This is a genomic window from Sphingobacterium paucimobilis HER1398, assembly GCF_000416985.1.
Classification (GTDB): Bacteria; Bacteroidota; Bacteroidia; order Sphingobacteriales; family Sphingobacteriaceae; genus Sphingobacterium; species Sphingobacterium paucimobilis.
Genome location: NZ_ATDL01000004.1, coordinates 300,319 through 318,003 on the forward strand (window position 1 = coordinate 300,319; position 17,685 = coordinate 318,003).

The 17,685-nt window shown below is 38.8% G+C and carries 18 protein-coding genes and 1 tRNA gene; 9 read left to right on the forward strand and 10 right to left on the reverse strand.

The window, feature by feature from the left end; translation table 11 throughout:
• Positions 1–53 precede the first annotated feature (53 nt).
• Together M472_RS26895 and M472_RS26900 are read left to right on the forward strand one after the other, a co-directional pair.
• Entirely contained in the window at positions 54–605 is a 552-nt protein-coding gene (locus M472_RS26895) for a CopD family protein (protein ID WP_021068932.1), read from the forward strand.
• A gap of 7 nt (positions 606–612) precedes the next feature.
• Positions 613–1,110, forward strand: coding sequence for a hypothetical protein (locus tag M472_RS26900; protein ID WP_021068933.1), 498 nt, complete (start codon positions 613–615; stop codon positions 1,108–1,110).
• A gap of 45 nt (positions 1,111–1,155) precedes the next feature.
• Here the strand turns inward: M472_RS26900 and M472_RS26905 are convergent, their stop codons facing one another.
• The 3 genes from M472_RS26905 to M472_RS26915 all read right to left on the reverse strand — a co-directional run bounded on the left by M472_RS26905 (position 1,156) and on the right by M472_RS26915 (position 4,347).
• Positions 1,156–2,370, reverse strand: coding sequence for a bifunctional 3,4-dihydroxy-2-butanone-4-phosphate synthase/GTP cyclohydrolase II (locus M472_RS26905; RefSeq protein ID WP_021068934.1), 1,215 nt, complete (start codon positions 2,368–2,370; stop codon positions 1,156–1,158).
• Positions 2,371–2,445: 75 nt separating this feature from the next.
• Positions 2,446–3,903: an LptF/LptG family permease gene (locus M472_RS26910; RefSeq protein WP_022829263.1), complete on the reverse strand. Its 1,458-nt coding sequence runs from the start codon at positions 3,901–3,903 to the stop codon at positions 2,446–2,448.
• A 66-nt stretch (positions 3,904–3,969) separates the two neighbouring features.
• A complete protein-coding gene (locus tag M472_RS26915) occupies positions 3,970–4,347 on the reverse strand; it encodes an START-like domain-containing protein (protein ID WP_021068936.1) in 378 nt (125 codons plus the stop codon).
• Between the two features lie 240 nt (positions 4,348–4,587).
• On the opposite strand from M472_RS26915, the gene M472_RS26920 reads away from it, so the two are divergent.
• Positions 4,588–4,661: transfer RNA gene (locus M472_RS26920), tRNA-Met, on the forward strand.
• Between the two features lie 279 nt (positions 4,662–4,940).
• Here M472_RS26920 and M472_RS26925 read toward each other — a convergent pair.
• Positions 4,941–5,927, reverse strand: coding sequence for a helix-turn-helix domain-containing protein (locus M472_RS26925; protein ID WP_021068937.1), 987 nt, complete (start codon positions 5,925–5,927; stop codon positions 4,941–4,943).
• 161 nt (positions 5,928–6,088) lie between these two features.
• Between M472_RS26925 and M472_RS26930 the strand changes: the two genes are divergently transcribed.
• The 6 genes from M472_RS26930 to M472_RS26955 all read left to right on the forward strand — a co-directional run bounded on the left by M472_RS26930 (position 6,089) and on the right by M472_RS26955 (position 12,231).
• The gene (locus M472_RS26930) at positions 6,089–7,030 is read left to right on the forward strand and encodes an ABC transporter permease (protein ID WP_022829264.1); all 942 of its coding nucleotides are present in this window, start codon (positions 6,089–6,091) and stop codon (positions 7,028–7,030) included.
• Complete coding sequence (locus M472_RS26935; protein WP_021068939.1) at positions 7,027–7,977, forward strand: iron chelate uptake ABC transporter family permease subunit; 951 nt, start codon at positions 7,027–7,029, stop codon at positions 7,975–7,977. Before M472_RS26930 ends, M472_RS26935 begins: the two co-directional genes overlap by 4 nt.
• A 28-nt stretch (positions 7,978–8,005) precedes the next feature.
• Entirely contained in the window at positions 8,006–8,941 is a 936-nt protein-coding gene (locus M472_RS26940) for a siderophore ABC transporter substrate-binding protein (RefSeq protein WP_021068940.1), read from the forward strand.
• 213 nt (positions 8,942–9,154) lie between these two features.
• Positions 9,155–9,679, forward strand: a complete 525-nt coding sequence (locus M472_RS26945) for a DinB family protein (RefSeq protein WP_021068941.1) — start codon at positions 9,155–9,157, stop codon at positions 9,677–9,679.
• Between the two features lie 337 nt (positions 9,680–10,016).
• Complete coding sequence (locus M472_RS26950) at positions 10,017–11,255, forward strand: TCR/Tet family MFS transporter (protein WP_021068942.1); 1,239 nt, start codon at positions 10,017–10,019, stop codon at positions 11,253–11,255.
• Between the two features lie 340 nt (positions 11,256–11,595).
• Positions 11,596–12,231 (forward strand): outer membrane beta-barrel protein, encoded by a 636-nt coding sequence (locus M472_RS26955; RefSeq protein WP_021068943.1) that lies wholly within the window; start codon positions 11,596–11,598, stop codon positions 12,229–12,231.
• Positions 12,232–12,292: 61 nt separating this feature from the next.
• On the opposite strand, the gene M472_RS26960 is transcribed toward M472_RS26955, so the two are convergent.
• The 6 genes from M472_RS26960 to M472_RS26985 all read right to left on the reverse strand — a co-directional run bounded on the left by M472_RS26960 (position 12,293) and on the right by M472_RS26985 (position 17,517).
• Complete coding sequence (locus M472_RS26960) at positions 12,293–13,009, reverse strand: 3-ketoacyl-ACP reductase (protein ID WP_021068944.1); 717 nt, start codon at positions 13,007–13,009, stop codon at positions 12,293–12,295.
• A gap of 141 nt (positions 13,010–13,150) precedes the next feature.
• Positions 13,151–13,456 carry a 30S ribosomal protein S10 gene (gene rpsJ, locus M472_RS26965; protein ID WP_013667229.1) on the reverse strand — a complete coding sequence of 102 codons (306 nt, stop codon included), beginning with the start codon at positions 13,454–13,456 and terminating at the stop codon, positions 13,151–13,153.
• 141 nt (positions 13,457–13,597) lie between these two features.
• Positions 13,598–15,721 (reverse strand): elongation factor G, encoded by a 2,124-nt coding sequence (fusA, locus tag M472_RS26970; RefSeq protein WP_021068945.1) that lies wholly within the window; start codon positions 15,719–15,721, stop codon positions 13,598–13,600.
• A gap of 128 nt (positions 15,722–15,849) precedes the next feature.
• Complete coding sequence (gene rpsG, locus M472_RS26975; protein WP_022829265.1) at positions 15,850–16,317, reverse strand: 30S ribosomal protein S7; 468 nt, start codon at positions 16,315–16,317, stop codon at positions 15,850–15,852.
• Between the two features lie 19 nt (positions 16,318–16,336).
• Complete coding sequence (gene rpsL / locus M472_RS26980; protein WP_002993550.1) at positions 16,337–16,750, reverse strand: 30S ribosomal protein S12; 414 nt, start codon at positions 16,748–16,750, stop codon at positions 16,337–16,339.
• A 125-nt stretch (positions 16,751–16,875) separates the two neighbouring features.
• Positions 16,876–17,517: a helix-turn-helix transcriptional regulator gene (locus M472_RS26985; protein WP_021068947.1), complete on the reverse strand. Its 642-nt coding sequence runs from the start codon at positions 17,515–17,517 to the stop codon at positions 16,876–16,878.
• Positions 17,518–17,685: the final 168 nt, after the last annotated feature.

A 17,685-nucleotide genomic window follows, 5' to 3' on the forward strand; every position in this document is an offset into this window, starting at 1 on the left:
ATTAGATTAAAAAAAGGAAAAATTATTTAATTTTTCCTTTTTATTTTTGTGCTATGATATACCTATACGCGAAGGCAGTGCATATAATTTTTGTGATCTGTTGGATGGCGGGATTGTTTTATATGCCTCGGCTTTTCATCTATCATACCGAAGCGAAAGCTAAGGGAGAGGTTGAATATCAAATTTTGCATAAACAGTTTACATTAATGGAAAATCGCCTATGGTGGGTGATTACTACTCCAGCAATGTACATTGCAATAGCTTCGGCACTACTGATGTTATATACGACTCCTGGCTTGCTGACGCTAGGGTGGATGCATGTCAAGTTGTTATTTGTTGGAGGTATGGTTTTTTACCATTTCAGATCGCAGCGGATTATGCATGCGCTTAGGGATGAAAAATCAACATGGACATCACATCAGCTGAGGTTGTGGAATGAAGTCGCAACAATATTGGTATTCGCTATCGTGTTTGTCGTTATTTTGAAATCAGCACTCAACTGGATATACGGCGTATTAGGTATTGTGTGTCTAGCAGTATTGCTGATGTTTTTGATTAAGCTTTATAAAACATATCGTAAATCAAAAGGAGAACAAGTAGATTAAAACTATTATGATAAAAGGAATTTTGACTTTAATAGCGGTAGTGGCACTGACAACGGTTTCACTTAGCCAAGAACATAATTGGGCATTTGGTTTTTATGGAGACATGAACGTGAAAACCGCTAAAGAAAATAGCTTTGGTGTACAGGCCAAATATGATTTGAACAATAGAAGTGCTCTTCAGGCTCAAGTGCATGGTAGAAGTAGTTTTGTATCAGTAGGAGCAGACTACCTATTTTCATTCTTAAATAAACGTAACAGTGATTTTAATGTTTTACTAGGAGTTGGTGCTGCTGAAGAGTTTGTTCGTTTTCAGAAAGAGAAAGAAATAGACTATGAGTTGGTCAAAGATGATTTGTTCGTTTTGAATGGACAAATAGGAGTTAGTTATTACTTTTCTCCTGTTAAGTTATCCGTCTATGCTGGATATAAGATGAAGTATATTACGACCGATGAAAAATTCAAGCCCAATTATGCGATGTTGGGTGTGCGTTATCACTTATGGTAAAACAAAAAAAGAGGATCAAGTCCTCTTTTTTTATGAAAGCTTTATTTATATGTTTTTGAGAATGGTATGGCCCATTCGGTCTCGTTTAGTTTTTAAATACTCTTCGTTGTAAACATTGGGCTCTATTTCGATAGGCACATTTTCAACAATCTCAAGACCGTAACCTACTAGGCCAGCTCTTTTCGTAGGATTGTTGGACATTAGTCTCATTTTCGAAACTCCCATATGGCGGAGTATCTGAGCGCCTACACCATAGTCTCTATGGTCAGCTTTGAAACCTAATTGAATATTTGCATCTACAGTGTCGATACCTTTTTCTTGTAATTTGTAGGCTTGCAGTTTATTGATCAATCCAATACCTCGTCCTTCCTGGTTCATGTACACGATAATGCCTTTGCCTTCTTTTTCGATCATTTCCATAGCCTTATGGAGCTGCGGTCCGCAGTCGCAACGGCAAGAGCCAAAAATGTCTCCAGTCATGCAGGAACTGTGTACACGTACCAATACTGGCTCGTCTTCTTTCCATTCTCCTTTGTATATAGCAAGATGTTGTTCTCCACTGTTCTTTTGTGTAAAAGCTTTCATCTGAAAATCACCGTAGGCTGTTGGCATTTGTACCGATACCTCTTCATTAATCAATGTATCGTGCTTTAATCTGTATTCTATGAGATCTTCGATACTGATGATTTTAAGGTCAAAGCGTTTCGCTACCTCTAGAAGGTCCGGCAATCTAGCCATTTCTCCATCTTCTTTGAGTATTTCTACCAATACTCCAGCTGGCTCAAAGCCTGCAAGTCTAGCAATGTCTACAGTAGCCTCTGTGTGGCCTGTACGGCGTAGTACACCACCATCCATAGCTATCAATGGAAATATGTGACCAGGACGTCCGAGTTCCTCAGGCTTGATATTAGGGTCTATTAAAGCTTTTATAGTTTTCGAACGATCCGAAGCTGATATTCCTGTGGTACAGCCATAGCCTTGTAAGTCGACAGAAACAGTAAAGTTTGTTTCGTATATAGCAGTATTCTGACCTACCATTGGATGTAGGTTGAGTTCTTGACAGCGTTGTTCTGATAATGGAGCACACACTAATCCGCGCCCATGGGTTGCCATAAAGTTAATTACTTCGGGAGTAGCATTCCTTGCGGCAGTAATAAAGTCGCCTTCGTTCTCCCTGTCTTCATCGTCCACTACAATGATTACTTTTCCAGCCTTGATGTCTTCAATGGCCTCTTCGATTGTGTTTAATTTTATATCCATTGATATATGATTTTTCCAATTACAAAGGTATATCTGATTTCTATTCTTTTAATAATGAAGAAGTCAAAAATGGTATTAGACCTTTTGTTTTTTGATATTTAGTTTTTCTTTGATCCACTGTAAAGCGACCTGTGCTTTGATCTTGTATTGATCTATGTCAAATAGTGCTGAATCCGTGGTGGATTTATAAGTGAGGAAAGCCGCTAATGGACTAAGTACGAGTATAGCCATCCACATTCCCCAAAAAGGAGTCATAGCACCATCTTTAGCAGATTTTTCTGCCACCGTAGATATGATGTGGTATATCAGGAAGAATATGATGGATATAACTACTGGTGCACCTAGACCTCCCTTTCTGATGATTGCCCCCAAGGGAGCTCCAATAGCGAAAAGAAGAAGACAGGATATCGCAAGTGTGAATTTTCGATGGTATTCAATATCATAGCGGGTATCTTTGTCAACTAATCCTTGGTACTCGGTCGATCTGTTGAATGTACCGTCTTTAAATTGCTGAACCTGTCCCAATGCGCTACTAACCACATTTCTTCGGTTAGACTCCGGGATATAAGCTAATATGTTATTGCCGACTTCTATCTTTGCATTTTCACGAACGCCTTCATTATAATATCTGGAGGTGAAAAGAATATTGTGTTTTAGTTCTTGCGCAGTCATCTTTGAGAGACTATCCAACTCCATCAAGTTGGTGTCTGATTTGAGTTTGAGTTGGCGTAAGTTTAGCATTTGATGATGTTGTTTGAAAAGGTTCTCATCTGTGCGTTTCATTTCAAACGCATCCATGTTAAACTTCGTTTCTGTCTCTTTGAAATAAAAGCGAGTAAACTGTTGACGAGGATCATAGGTCTTTGCATTATTGGCACGAGAATCTTCATATCGAACGCCGTCGATTAGTTTTAGGATCATGAAATTTTGATCACGTGAATTATACATATATCCCTCTTTGGCAACTAGGACATCACTGGCTGAGTTGCCTTTCGATTTATCGTAGATAGTGAGATCATAGAGTACAGTTCCGTCTTTACTTTTGCTTTTGGCTCGTATGGCATATCCTGGAATAGTGCTGTTGAATATTCCGGGCTTGATTAAAAAGTCGGCTTTTTTATTACGTACATCCCATAATAGAGAGCCCATTTTCAGATTTACGACAGGAAGTATATAATCTGAAAATAGAAATGATCCAGCTGCAAATAATCCCACTAAGATAAATAAAGGACTCATTGCTTTTCTTAAAGATACTCCTGCAGCTTTTATGGCTACCAGTTCGTAGCTTTCTCCTAGATTTCCGAAGGTCATGATTGACGAGAGGAGCATGGAGAGAGGGAGTGCCATGGAAAGCTGTACAGCACATTGATAGCCTATCAGCTCCATTATCACATACCACTCAAATCCTTTTCCAATAAGATCGTCGATATATTTAAATAAAAAAAGCATCAAAAGCACAAACATCACAATACAAAATGTGACAATGAACGGCTTAATGAATGCTTGCAGTATTAATTTGTGTACTTTTTTCATGTATCTATAAGCATAGCCTTGTTACCTTTACATGAGGCTATGCGTGATAAACAAAGGTACAGAATTTTAAGCACCAATTACACTTTGAAGATAGCTTATCGAGTTGTCCCAGATTTTTTTTCGATCTTCTACATTTTCGTCTTTTGCATGGTCAGTGATTGCCAGAGCGACATCATTGGTTAGTTCATCCTGTATGATTTCCAATTCGAAAAAATGCGGCTCGTCATCTATCCATTTGAACTTAACATATTTGTTTTCTTTAAAAGCAGCAATTTTTGCTCTGTGAGATTCGCCATCCCAAATGAATTCGTATACTCCATCGTGATAGATTACATCATCAGCAAACCATTGTGCAAGATCGTTCGGCTCAATTAAATAGGGGTAAAGGATACGTGGAGAAGAGTTGATTATATATTCTAGGTGAATTTTAGTTTTTTCCGACATAGCTAAATCATTTTTTAGTTAACGTTTTCATATTGATTTCTGTAATAATACATATTTTTATTTTAAAAGTACATGAAGCATAATAAAACTTGTTAACATCCACAAAGTTGTCAACATGTTACAGCTTTCATTCTTAGATAATTGCGTGGAGGGGCTTTTTTGAAGGTTATAAAATTATTAAAATCTCTAAAAAATTACTTTGAAAATAATTCCTTATTGCTATATTTGCATCACTGAAACGGCGGGGTAGCTCAGATGGTTAGAGCGCAGGATTCATAACCCTGAGGTCGGCAGTTCGATCCTGCTCCCCGCTACTAAATAAAGCTTCAAGGAAACTTGGAGCTTTTTTCGTTTATAGGTATTAACGAGGCAGGCTTCATATCCGCCAGCTGGCGGACTGCAGTTCGATCCTGCTCCCCGCTACTAAATAAAGCTTTAAGGAAACTTGGAGCTTTTTTCGTTTATAGGTATTAACGAGGCAGGCTTCATATCCGCCAGCTGGCGGACTGCAGTTAGATCCTGCTCCCCGCTACTATATAAAGCTTCAAGGCAACTTGGAGCTTTTGTCTTTTATAGCTCCCCAAAAATCCTATTTACTTCATGTTACTGGGGGCGTATCCGTAAAAATTTTTAAAAGCAGTAGAAAACTGTACAATGCCATTGTATCCGCAGAGGTAGGCGATTTCGGTTATACTATGTTTCTCTTCATTCAATAAATCTATGGCATGTCTCATCCGTAAAGAAATGACATAACTCTTTATGGTCATGCCAAAACAGGATTTGAAGCCTTTTTTGAGCTTGAATTCATTGAGATAGCTCATACGAGCAAGCTCCGGAATCCCTGGAGCATCTCTAAAACCGATATCTAATATATTTTTGGCTTCCAGGAGCTTTTTATGATCCCGGTCATTCAAGCCTGATTTATTATATAAAAGATGCTGCTTTTGGTTTATTTCGAGTTGCAGTAACAGGAGCTCTTGTATTTTATTCTCAATGTAGAGGCGTTTTAACTCTCCTTTTCTAGTGCATGACCTTATTTCGTGAATGACTGCATGTATATATGGGTTGAACTGCAGCATCTTCCTGGAGAGTGTAGCTGTCTTTTGCTCGAAGATATTATTTACAAACTCTTTATGCAGTATATAGTCTTTCGGAATGAGGTTAAAATAATACTCCTTAGACAGGATGATGATTAGAAACTGAACAGGGATGTTTGGAGGCATTTTAAACCGACCGTGGTAGTTCTTAGAGAAGGTTATATTATGTGTGTTGGCTAGATTCCAAGTAGAGTGCGTTAGCTTATCAATATCGGCTTCTATTTTGGAGTCAAACATAAACTCCATCATCACGCTTTCACCGTCTATCTTGAAGATATCCGTCATAGCCTGTTGCAGGGTCATTGTTACATCAATTAACAACATGCCCCCGCAGGACATCTGTTTGTAGGTGATTTGGCCTATTCTGTCCTCTACAATGTCAACTTCTCTTTCGTCCAGTAGGGTAGACCTGTTATAGGCATCCTCTATTTCCTTTTGGATATAATACCGGTCAACCTGTTTCAACTTTGCTGAAAGCCTCATTTTAATCCTTTTATATTAAATAATCATCCTGTTTTGTTAACCTCTTGAATTTAGATAAATCTAGCTTTGCAAATATATTTATAATGAGTCTTAATAAGAATAGCTTTAAGGCATATCATTGTAATGATTCTGTTAATTGTTTCAAATACTGAGCTAAGGAGTTGAAGACAACACTACTTATATTCGTTTTATTATTTTTTTCTATACTCTCCCTATTTGTAGGAGTGGCCGATATTTCTATATCAGATATTCTTCAATGGGATATGGACAAGATTTCTATCGTGTCTTTGAGTCGTATACCAAGGACTATATCACTGATATTAGCTGGAATTGGATTGAGCGTATGTGGTCTTATTATGCAACAGATGACACAGAATAAGTTTGTGTCGCCTACTACAGCTGGGACTTTAGAAGCCGCCAAGATGGGTTTATTGGCAGGGATGTTTCTTATTCCAGCGTCTAGTATGCTTGTAAAAGGCGCTTTTGCATTCTGTTTTACATTCCTGGGCAGCTTACTCTTCTTATTTATTACGGGGCGTATACGATTCCGCAACGTTATTTTTATTCCATTAGTGGGACTTATGTTTGGAGGTATTCTGAACTCCATTGCTACTTTTTTTGCCGCCAACCATAATTTAGTGCAAGACATGAACGCTTGGATGATGGGCGATTTTTCAGGTATTTTGCAGGGACAGTACGAGCTTATTTATGTCAGTCTACCTGCGATAATAGTTACTTATCTATATGCCAATAAGTTTGCTGTGGTAGGGATGGGGCGGGATTTCTCCAAAAATCTAGGACTGAACTACAAAGCTGTTATGAATATTGGCGTATTATGTGTCTCCTTAACGGTTAGTACTGTTATTATCACTGCCGGTTCTATTACTTTTCTGGGATTGGTCGTTCCGAATATAGTCAGTATGGTATATGGCGATAATATTAAGAAGACGCTTCCTTATGTTGCGCTGTGGGGAGCTATTTTCCTGCTGATCTGCGACATTATTGGAAGGGTAATCATTTTCCCTTTCGAGATTCCGATAGGTATGGTCGTTGGTTTTATTGGAGGTATACTATTTCTCCTTCTTTTATTGCGCAAGAAATGAGGGAGAACAAGAAGAGAGTTTTGCTATTGCTATTATTGGCTATTCTCATTATAGGTCTATTTTTAGGCTATAATCTTGGGACTAGTTGGCGGTTTGCGCTAGAATTAAGGTCCATCAAGTTGGTCGCCATGCTTGTCGTAGCTTGTTGTGTTGCTTATTCCTCTGTTGCTTTTCAGACCATCACTGCCAATCGTATTCTGACACCTTCTATTATGGGATTTGAATCGGTCTATATGCTGTTGCAGACCATTATCGTGTTTGTATATGGTGATATGACTTTTCGTGTTCTTAATAGTTTTGACAATTTCTTGTTGTCGGTTGTATTCATGATCGGGTTTTCCTTTCTGCTTTATTTTCTGATTTATAGAAGAGGACGCAACAATATGTATTTGTTGCTATTGGTGGGACTGGTACTTGGGATTTTGTTCAATACCTTCAGCTCATTTATGCAGTTGTTGATTGATCCCAATGACTTTTTCATCATCCAGGGAAAGATGTTTGCCTCTTTCAATAAGATAAATGAAAGCTTGCTATGGTATGCTGCAGGTATTTTGGTCATCGTTCTGCTCTTCGGTTTTCGAATGAATCGGTATCTCGATGTACTTGCTTTGGGACGTGATCAAGCAATTAGTCTTGGAGTGGATTACCCTAAGGTGGTGAAGACCTTCTTTATTATCATTGCTATTCTTGTATCGGTTTCTACAGCGCTAATCGGTCCTGTCGCCTTTCTAGGCTTGTTGGTTACCAATGTAACTTACCAACTGATAAAGTCACAGCGCCACGGATTGGTTATTCCGGCCTGTTGCCTGGTAGCTATTATTGCTATTGTAGGAGGACAGTTCATTATGGAACGGATACTTAATTTTTCTACACCAATCAGTACAATTATCAACCTGGTGGGAGGAATATACTTTTTGTATCTATTGTTAAAAGTCAAAAAAATATAGTGCTAATTCTGTTTTAAATAATATACATATGAAAAAATCTGTTTTTTTATTCGCACTGGCGATAGCAGTCGCTTTTACGGGGTGTAACAATGCCAATCAAAGTAAGGCTGAAGGTGAAGGGGCTAACGATAAAGTCACCATAACTCATGAATTGGGAACGGTAGATGTGCCAGTCAATCCCAAAAGAGTAGTCGTATTGGATTTTAGTCAATTGGAAAACCTAGACTTTATAGGAGTAAAGCCGGTAGGTATCCCCAAAACAGGAGTGCCAAAGTATCTTTCAAGATATAAGGACGATGAGAGTATTGCTGACCTAGGTAATCTGGTTGAGGCTAATGTCGAAAAATTGAATGAGTTGAATCCTGACCTTATCATTATTGGAGGTAGGCTTAAAGATTCTTATGAACAGATTTCTAAAATTGCCCCGACTATTATTCCTGTTTGGGATACAAAAGACCAGTTCGGTGCATTGGAAAAGAATATAACCAACTTAGGTAAGATCTTTGGTAAAGAAAAAGAGTTTGAAGCATCGTTGGCCGATATTAAGACAAAAGCAGCAGCAGTCAAAGAAAAAGCAGACAAGTCTGACGCAAAGGCTCTTGTTGTATTACATAACAAGGGACGTTTTAGTGCTTACGGTAGCGGTTCACGTTTTGGACTGATTCACGATATCCTTGGTGTGCAGGAAGCTGCAAAAGGTTTAGATACGCATCTTCACGGGACGAAAACCTCTAACGAATTTATTGCTGAGACCAATCCTGATATTTTATTTGTTGTCGATAGAAGTGCTGCTATCGGTGATACCCCATTAAACAAAGAGGAAGTTGAGAACAAATTGATCCAACGCACGAACGCCTTTAAAAACGGAAAGATTGTTTACCTAGATTCCGAAACCTGGTATCTAGCTGGCGGTGGAGTGATCTCTATCAACAGAATGATCGATGAAGTAGATAAGGCTTTATAGTAAAGAATAACAAAAAAGCTCCAAGTGAAAGAACTTGGAGCTTTTTTCTGAAAGTACCTTTGTTATTGATTCCATACTATATTTTAAGGCACCAATGAGCGCTCTTCATTCGACTCAATGAAAATCACCAACAGTGATGAAAGTTTTATTTTGGTATATGACAGTCATTATGATTACTTTTAAAAGCTAATCAGATAAGATATCTTAATAAATATGACAAAGTATCAATTAATTGAGACATTCGTAAAAAACCATCAAATCCTAATAGACTATATAGATCAATTGGAAAAAGAGGGATATCTCTATACCCAAGGTGGAAAATGGACAGCGGGTCAACAATTACATCATGTCGGCTCCACTATCGTTCCGTTTACTAAAGCTTTGGTTTCAAAAGAATACCTGGTTCAAAAGTTTGGCGATTTGGATAGATCCACTTGGTCTTATCAGACTGTTTTGGATAACTACGCCAAGACAAGTCTAAAAGCACCTGAACAGTTTTTGCCACCTGCGGAAGTCAGCTTTGAACAAAAAGAGACTATTATTACGTCACTTCACAGCGATCTCAAAAAAATAAGTGCTCTGTTGGAACTTTATGAAGAAGATGAACTGGATCTTCTCGTTATTCCACACCCTTTGTTAGGCAAAATGAATATTAGAGAGATTTTCTATTTAATGGGGTATCATCCTATCCATCATCTCAAGCAAATTAAAACTCTGTTAAATAATTATGAGGTGTAAGTGCGGGAGCTGCTAATGCAAACTACAGCCTGATAAAAAGCTCCGAATTTCCAAGCCTTTCTTAGTAGTACTCTAGAGAAAGGCTTGAAGTGCTACTTAACAGCATGGGCAATCTCTATGCGAAAAATCAATCGTCATTGTTTGTTGAGATTAGCAGTGTTTTGATGTTAAGCTTTCTTTTTAATACCTTTGTGCCATTATGCGGCAATAATAAATCTATTCTTATAATAATTATACCCTTTGGTTGATTCTATACCAAGGGCTTTCTTGTATTTATTAATTGTTAACAGATCCTATACCATCAGGTATAGTGACTTCTTTATTATTGCTTCATAATATGAAATCTAAAGAGAGATATACGCTATTTTTTATCGTGATAGTGGTCAGCATAGATACCGCAGGCTTCGGTATTATTTTTCCAGTACTGCCACAGTTATTGACTGATTTATTGCATACAGATATTAGTACTGCCGCCCAGTATGGGGGCTGGTTGTCTTTTTGTTATGCCCTTATGCAATTTGTCTTCGCTCCTATATTGGGTAACCTCAGTGATGCTTACGGACGCCGGCCAGTGTTGCTGAGCTCCTTGTTAGGCTTTGGGATAGATTGCATTTTTTTAGCTTTTGCACCTGATATATTGTGGCTGTTTTTGGGGCGTACCATCGCTGGGATCACGGGAGCGAGTTTTTCGGTTGCATCAGCCTGTGTAGCTGATATCAGTACGGGAAAAGATCGAACAAAGTTTTTCGGCTTGATCAATGCCGCTTTTGGCGCGGGATTCATTTTAGGTCCCGCCATTGGAGGGGTGTTGGCCAAGTGGGGAACACACGCACCTTTTCTTTTTGCGGCTACCTTGAGCCTGATCAATTTTATCTTCGGATATTTTTTCTTTACAGAGTCCCTGGAGAAAGAGAAAAGAAGGAAATTTGATTGGAGAAAAGCTAATCCCTTTGGTGCCCTCGTGCATTTGCAGAAATTGCCAGCCGTTTGGTCGTTGGTTATCGCGATGTTGTTCGTCTCCATGGCAACCCACAGCATGGAAAGCGTATGGTCATTCTTTACTATAGAGAAGTTTCATTGGGATAATTCGATGGTGGGTTATTCTTTGGCGTTTATTGGTGCCCTTTCTATTATCGTACAGTTGTGGGGAGTAGCTTTCCTCACGGATAGGATAGGGGAGCGAAGGATGCTGATCGGTGGTCTTTGTTGTCTTATATTTGGCTTTTTTATTTTCGCTTTCTCTTCTGTAGAGTGGTTACTATTCGTTGGGATTATCGTCTTTATTATAGGAGGTGTTCAAGGAGCAGCTATGCAAAGTATTATTTCTCTAAGTGTCCCTGATAACGAACAAGGAGTGCTTCAAGGTGCTTTGGGGTGTTTACTCGGCTTTACTACCTTTGTGGCGCCGCCAATAATGACATCAAGCTTTTCTTGTTTTACGAAAGAAGGAGCTGGATTTTATTTTCCGGGAGTGCCTTTTTTGATAGCTGCTGTATTCGGGGTTATCGGCTTGGTTTTATGCTATTTCAGTATTAGCAGATTATCAACGAAAACCAGATCAGAACGGTCAAAATAACACTGTTGATTTTTAATGTGTGGTTGAAATAAGCTGTAAGAATCTGAATATGTACAGATTTTTATGGCTTATTTTATAGTTTCGTTTGAAACCTTTTAAATAATTGACCTTTTTTGTTTAGTGGTCAGTATTGAAACGTCTTTTTCATTAGGAAAATTGTATAAAAGCTCTTTTTTTTATCGCATTTTAATAAAAAACACAATTGTTACATTTGTAACTTGTTGATTTTTAGTTTTTTATTTTTAGTTTTTAGTTGTTGTGACAATTAGAAGACTTTTTGTTCTTTTTTTGATTTTAAAAAGTTCTACATTTGCCAGTGTTAAATATAAATTAAAAAGATATGAAAAAATTTTTACTTACATTAACTGCTGTTGCAGGTTTGACAGTTGCTTCTCAAGCACAAGAATTTGGTTTTGAAAAAGGTAACTTCATCGTTGAAGGTAACTTAGGATTTACTAATAAAGATGTTAAAGGCGAAAAGATCAAAAACACAACTTTTAACTTCAATCCACAAGTAGGTTATTTCGTAACTGATAAGATTGCTGTTGGTGTTTTTGCTAAGGTTGGAACAACTAATAAAGATCAATACGCAGAAGATAAAGATATTCAAAATAAAACAAATACTTTTGATATCGGTGCTTTCGGACGTTACTATTTCCTAGAAGTTGGATCACGTTTCAAAACTTATACTGAGTTAGCTGTTGGTTACGAGTCAGATAACAGTAAAACTGTGACTGCTGGTACTTCTGTAAAAGATCCAAAAGTAAGTGGTTTTGGAGCTAATGCAGGTATTGGTGCTACTTTCTTCTTAACTGACAAAATTGCTGTTAACTATAAGTTCGCTGATGTTATTGGTTTCAAAAACTCGAAAGTTGATGTAGACGGAGCTAAGGCTACTAACACTTTTGGCGTAAATGTAAATAACTTTGAGAACTTCTTTGCTTCAGGCACATTCGGTTTGACTTTCAAATTCTAATTTGAATAGAAGTTCAAAAAATAAGATCCCGATAAGCATAGCTTATCGGGATTTTTCTTGTTTATGGATTTGTGGACCACAATGAAGCTGATTTAAGCATCGCTCTGCGTGGTAATTTGAGATTGGCGACGATCAGTTCGGCAAAGTCTTCTGGTTGTAGTACGGTCTCTGGATTGCCGTCTGTGAGCTTCAGCTCTTTGGACATATCCGATGCAATAGTACTTGGCATTAATGTACATACACGGATATTGTTTTTACGTACTTCACGCATCAGCGAGTCTGAGAAACCAATCACGCCAAATTTGGATGCACTATAAGCAGAGGTAGTCCCTGCGCCATTTAAGCCCGCAGTAGAAGACACATTGATGATATCTCCCTCATTCTTTTCTATAAGCTGTGGCAGGATCGCTTTGGTGACATAATAGGTGCCCAATAGATTGGTTTCGATAATGTCTTTCCAGGTTTTTGGATCCATATCCAATACCGATCCAAAAGCGGCTACACCTGCATTGTTGACCAAGATGTCGAATGTTCCAAAGTCCGTGTTTAATTTGGCTATAGCCGTCGTCACAGCGTCAAAGTTAGCCACGTCAAAGACCGCATAGGTCGCCTGTACTCCAAGAGCCCTTAGCTCAGAGATGGTCTCTTTCAATAGTTGCTCATTTCTGCCTGTAATCGCTACGTTGATGCCTTCTTTGGCAAACGCTAGGGCAGTTGCCTTACCTAAGCCTCTACCGCCACCAGTGACGAGTGCATTCTTTCCTTTTAAATTCTCCATGTACAAAACTACTCAATAGTTTTTATCCTTGTGTTCACCTTGTGGAGAGTTTACGTTTATTTAACACGAGAAGTTCGCTTGTACCCATAAAAAAAGCCCTCTCTCACGAGAAGGCTTTTCTTTTTCAGTAACTGAAATCTATCACACTTTGATTTCAACTTCAACACCTGAAGGTAATTCTAATTTCATCAACGCATCAACTGTTTTTGAGTTAGATGAGTAGATGTCTAACAATCTCTTGTAAGAACACAATTGGAATTGCTCACGTGCTTTTTTGTTAACGTGTGGTGAACGTAATACCGTATAGATTTTTTTCTCAGTAGGCAATGGAATAGGACCACTAACAACTGCACCTGTAGGTTTTACTGTTTTTACGATTTTCTCAGCTGATTTGTCAACTAAATTGTAATCGTAAGATTTCAATTTGATTCTGATTCTTTGGCTCATTTTTTATTTGTTTTAATATGACCACTGATTAGAGCTATTCGCAACCAGTGATCGGTTTATCTTTCTTTGGATTAAGGACAGAAAGAACAAAGATAAAAGACATGTCCTTCATCTTTGCTCCTTTATCCTTATTCTCAATTATTATTCTTCGATACCTTTAACTTTACCTTTAGATTTTGCGATTACATCATCTTGTACGTTACGAGGTGCTTCAGCGTAGTGGTCAAATTCCATAGTGGAAGTTGCACGGCCTGAAGTGATCGTACGTAATTGAGTTACATAACCGAACATCTCAGATAGAGGAACGATAGCTTTGATTACTTGTGCACCATTACGTGTGTCAAGACCTTGCATCTGACCACGACGACGGTTCAAGTCACCCATCACGTCACCCATGTTTTCTTCTGGAGTCAATACTTCTACCTTCATGATAGGCTCCATCAATACTGGAGAACATTTAGGTAAAGCTTGACGGTATGCCATCTTAGCAGCTAGCTCAAATGAAAGAGAGTCTGAATCCACTGCGTGGAATGAACCATCGATCAAACGAACTTTCATGCCTGATAGCGGGTAACCTGCCAATACACCATTGTTCAATGAAGATTCGAATCCTTTTTGAACAGAAGGGATGTATTCTTTAGGAATAGCACCACCTACGATTTCGTTTACGAATTGAAGAGCTGATTTTGTTGTGTCGTAATCCTCATCGACTGGAGAAATAACAACTTTGATGTCGGCAAATTTACCACGACCACCGGATTGTTTTTTGTAAACTTCGCGGTGCTCAGTGCTACCGTTGATAGACTCTTTGTATGCTACTTGAGGAGCTCCTTGGTTAACTTCAACCTTGAACTCACGACGTAGACGGTCGATCAAGATATCCAAGTGAAGCTCACCCATACCTGAGATTACAGTTTGACCTGTATCTTCGTCCGTTTTAACTACGAATGTAGGATCCTCTTCAGATAATTTACCTAAAGCAATACCTAATTTATCAACGTCAGCTTGAGTTTTAGGCTCGATAGCTAAACCGATAACCGGCTGAGCAAAGTTCATTGCCTCAAGGACGATAGGGTGTTTTTCGTCACAAAGTGTATCACCAGTTTTGATATCTTTGAAACCTACTACTGCACCGATATCACCTGCGCCGATTCTTTCAATTGGGTTTTGCTTGTTAGCGTGCATTTGGAAGATACGAGAAATACGCTCTCTGTTTCCTGAACGCGTGTTCAAGACATAAGAACCTGCTTCTAATACACCTGAATATGCACGTACGAAACACAAACGACCTACGAAAGGGTCAGTAGCGATTTTGAAACCTAAAGCTGCGAAAGGCTCTGCTTCAGATGGTTTACGCTCGATTTCTTCACCATTGCGTGGGTCAGTACCTTTTACAGCTTCTTGATCCAATGGCGAAGGCAATAACTCCATTACGAAGTCAAGCATCGTTTGTACACCTTTGTTTTTGAATGATGAACCACATACCATTGGTACGAATGCGTTGTCCAATACTGCAGCACGAAGTGCGTTAAGGATTTCGCGTTCTGTCAACGAGTTTGGATCTTCGAAGAATTTCTCCATCAAAGACTCATCATATCCAGCAACAGCTTCTAATAGGTTTTCACGGTATTCAGCAACCTCATCCAACATATCTTCTGGAATAGGCACTTCTGTGAAAGTCATCCCTTTATCTTCTGTATTCCATACGATACCACGGTTGTTGATTAAGTCAACTACACCTTCGAAGTTATCTTCAGCACCGATAGGTAATTGAAGAGGAACAGCAGTCGTACCAAGCATTTCTTTAACTTGCTTAACTACTTTTAAGAAGTCAGCACCTGAACGGTCCATTTTGTTTACGAAACCAATACGAGGTACTTTGTAGTTATCTGCTAATCTCCAGTTAGTCTCAGATTGAGGCTCAACACCATCTACCGCAGAGAATAAGAAAACTAATCCATCCAATACACGAAGGGAACGGTTTACTTCAACCGTGAAATCCACGTGTCCAGGAGTATCGATTACGTTTACTTGGTATTTTTTGTTACGGTAGTTCCAGAATACAGTTACTGCAGAAGACGTAATTGTGATACCACGCTCTTGCTCTTGTGCCATCCAGTCTGTAGTTGCCGAACCCTCGTGCGTTTCACCTAATTTGTGATTCACACCAGAGTAAAACAGAATACGCTCTGTAGTGGTTGTTTTACCAGCATCGATGTGTGCAGCGATACCGATATTTCTTACTAAACTTAAATCTTTTGCCATTTTATTTTTGCAGTTTGCCTTGGAAGGCTGTTTAATTTTAACACTTTAAATAAGTACACCGACCGTGATAATGATAGGAATCTTTATCAGCGATCGGTGTAATCATATTTGTTTTGTTGTTTTCAAAACTAGAATCTGAAGTGTGAGAACGCTTTGTTAGCTTCCGCCATTTTGTGCGTATCTTCTTTCTTCTTCACAGCAGCACCTTCACCTTTAGAAGCTGAAATGATTTCTCCTGCTAATTTTTCGAACATAGTTTTCTCACCACGTTTACGAGCGTAAGAAATTAACCATTTCATACCTAAAGCGATTTTACGCTCTGGACGTACTTCCATAGGAACTTGGAAGTTGGCACCACCAACACGACGAGATTTAACCTCTACTGCAGGCATTACGTTGTTCAAAGCTTTTTTCCAAGCTTCTAGTCCGTTCTCTTGTGTTTTTTGTTCTACTAATTCTACTGCATCGTAAAAAATAGAGTAAGCGATAGATTTCTTACCGTCAAACATCATATTGTTTACAAAACGTGTTACCTGAACGTCGTTAAACTTTGGATCAGGTAAAATGATTCTCTTTTTTGGTTTTGATTTTCTCATTTTTCTTTCCTCCGTTTAATTATTTCTTTTTGCCTTTTGCTGGAGCTGCAGCTGCTTGTCCTGGTTTAGGACGCTTAGTTCCATACTTAGAACGACGTTGGTTACGACCTGCTACACCTGAAGTATCTAATGCACCACGGATGATGTGGTAACGCACACCTGGTAAATCTTTAACACGACCACCACGGATCAATACGATCGAGTGCTCTTGTAAGTTGTGACCTTCTCCAGGGATGTAAGCGTTGACCTCTTTACCGTTTGTTAAACGTACACGAGCTACTTTACGCATTGCTGAGTTTGGTTTTTTAGGGGTAGTAGTATATACACGTGTACATACACCTCTTCGCTGTGGACATGAGTCCAACGCTGGTGACTTACTCTTGTCTACCAGAGCTACTCTACCTTTTCTAACTAATTGTTGAATAGTAGGCATTTACCTGTTTTTGTTTTTAAATTTTTGTTTAAAATACTTTTAAAGTCCGCAAAGATAACAAGAATATTTCGAACTCTAAATAGTTGGGGTATAAAATGTTTTAACAATTTAAGAACTGTTGTTTTTTATTTGTTATTGACTTGGGCTACATTTTTTATTTCGTAGACACAGCGTCTGTCTTTGGCAAGAATGTGCTGTGTTCGTTTTATCTCATATTTAGGGCCTAGGAGCTTGATGAAATTCTGTAGTTCTGCTCGGCAGAATCCCTGACAGGCGGTAGCAGCTGCACAGATCGGGCAATGATTTTCGATGAAGTAATAGGTTTCATCTTCTTTTTTCCATTCGGCCATGTAGCCTTCTTCCGTACGAAGCTCACGTAGTTTTTCAAGACGGCTTTCAATGCTGTTGGACGATGAGAGCGCTTGGTCATAGCGTGTGTAGGTCTGTTGTTCGCGATCGGATATGAGCAGGTCTAAAGCTTGGTCGCCCAATAAGGTTTTAACGGCGTTGAGAAGATCGACTGTTACTTGGGCGTGTGTGTCTGGAAAACGTGAAAATCCCTTTTCCGTGAGCGAATAATAGGTCGTAGGCCGTCCTACGCCCTCACTCCGTTGGGATGAAGTTACCAATCCGGACTCTATAAGATTGTTGAGATGCTGGCGTGCTCCCTCTTTTGTAATATGGAGTTCGGATGCCAATAGTGCGAGCGTAGCCTCTCCTCGCATTTTTAGCGTCATTAGGATACGGTTCACACTTTCTTTCTTCATAGCTACAGTTTGTACGTTTGGGTGCAAAGATAATGCTATTTTCCGAAAGCTGATTAATAAAACAAGTTAAAGCTTGTTTTATTAATCAGCTTTTCTCAATTTTGCAAAATGGATTATCGATGTTTTCTCAGGTTTATACATTACGATTATTATATCGTACAGATGGTG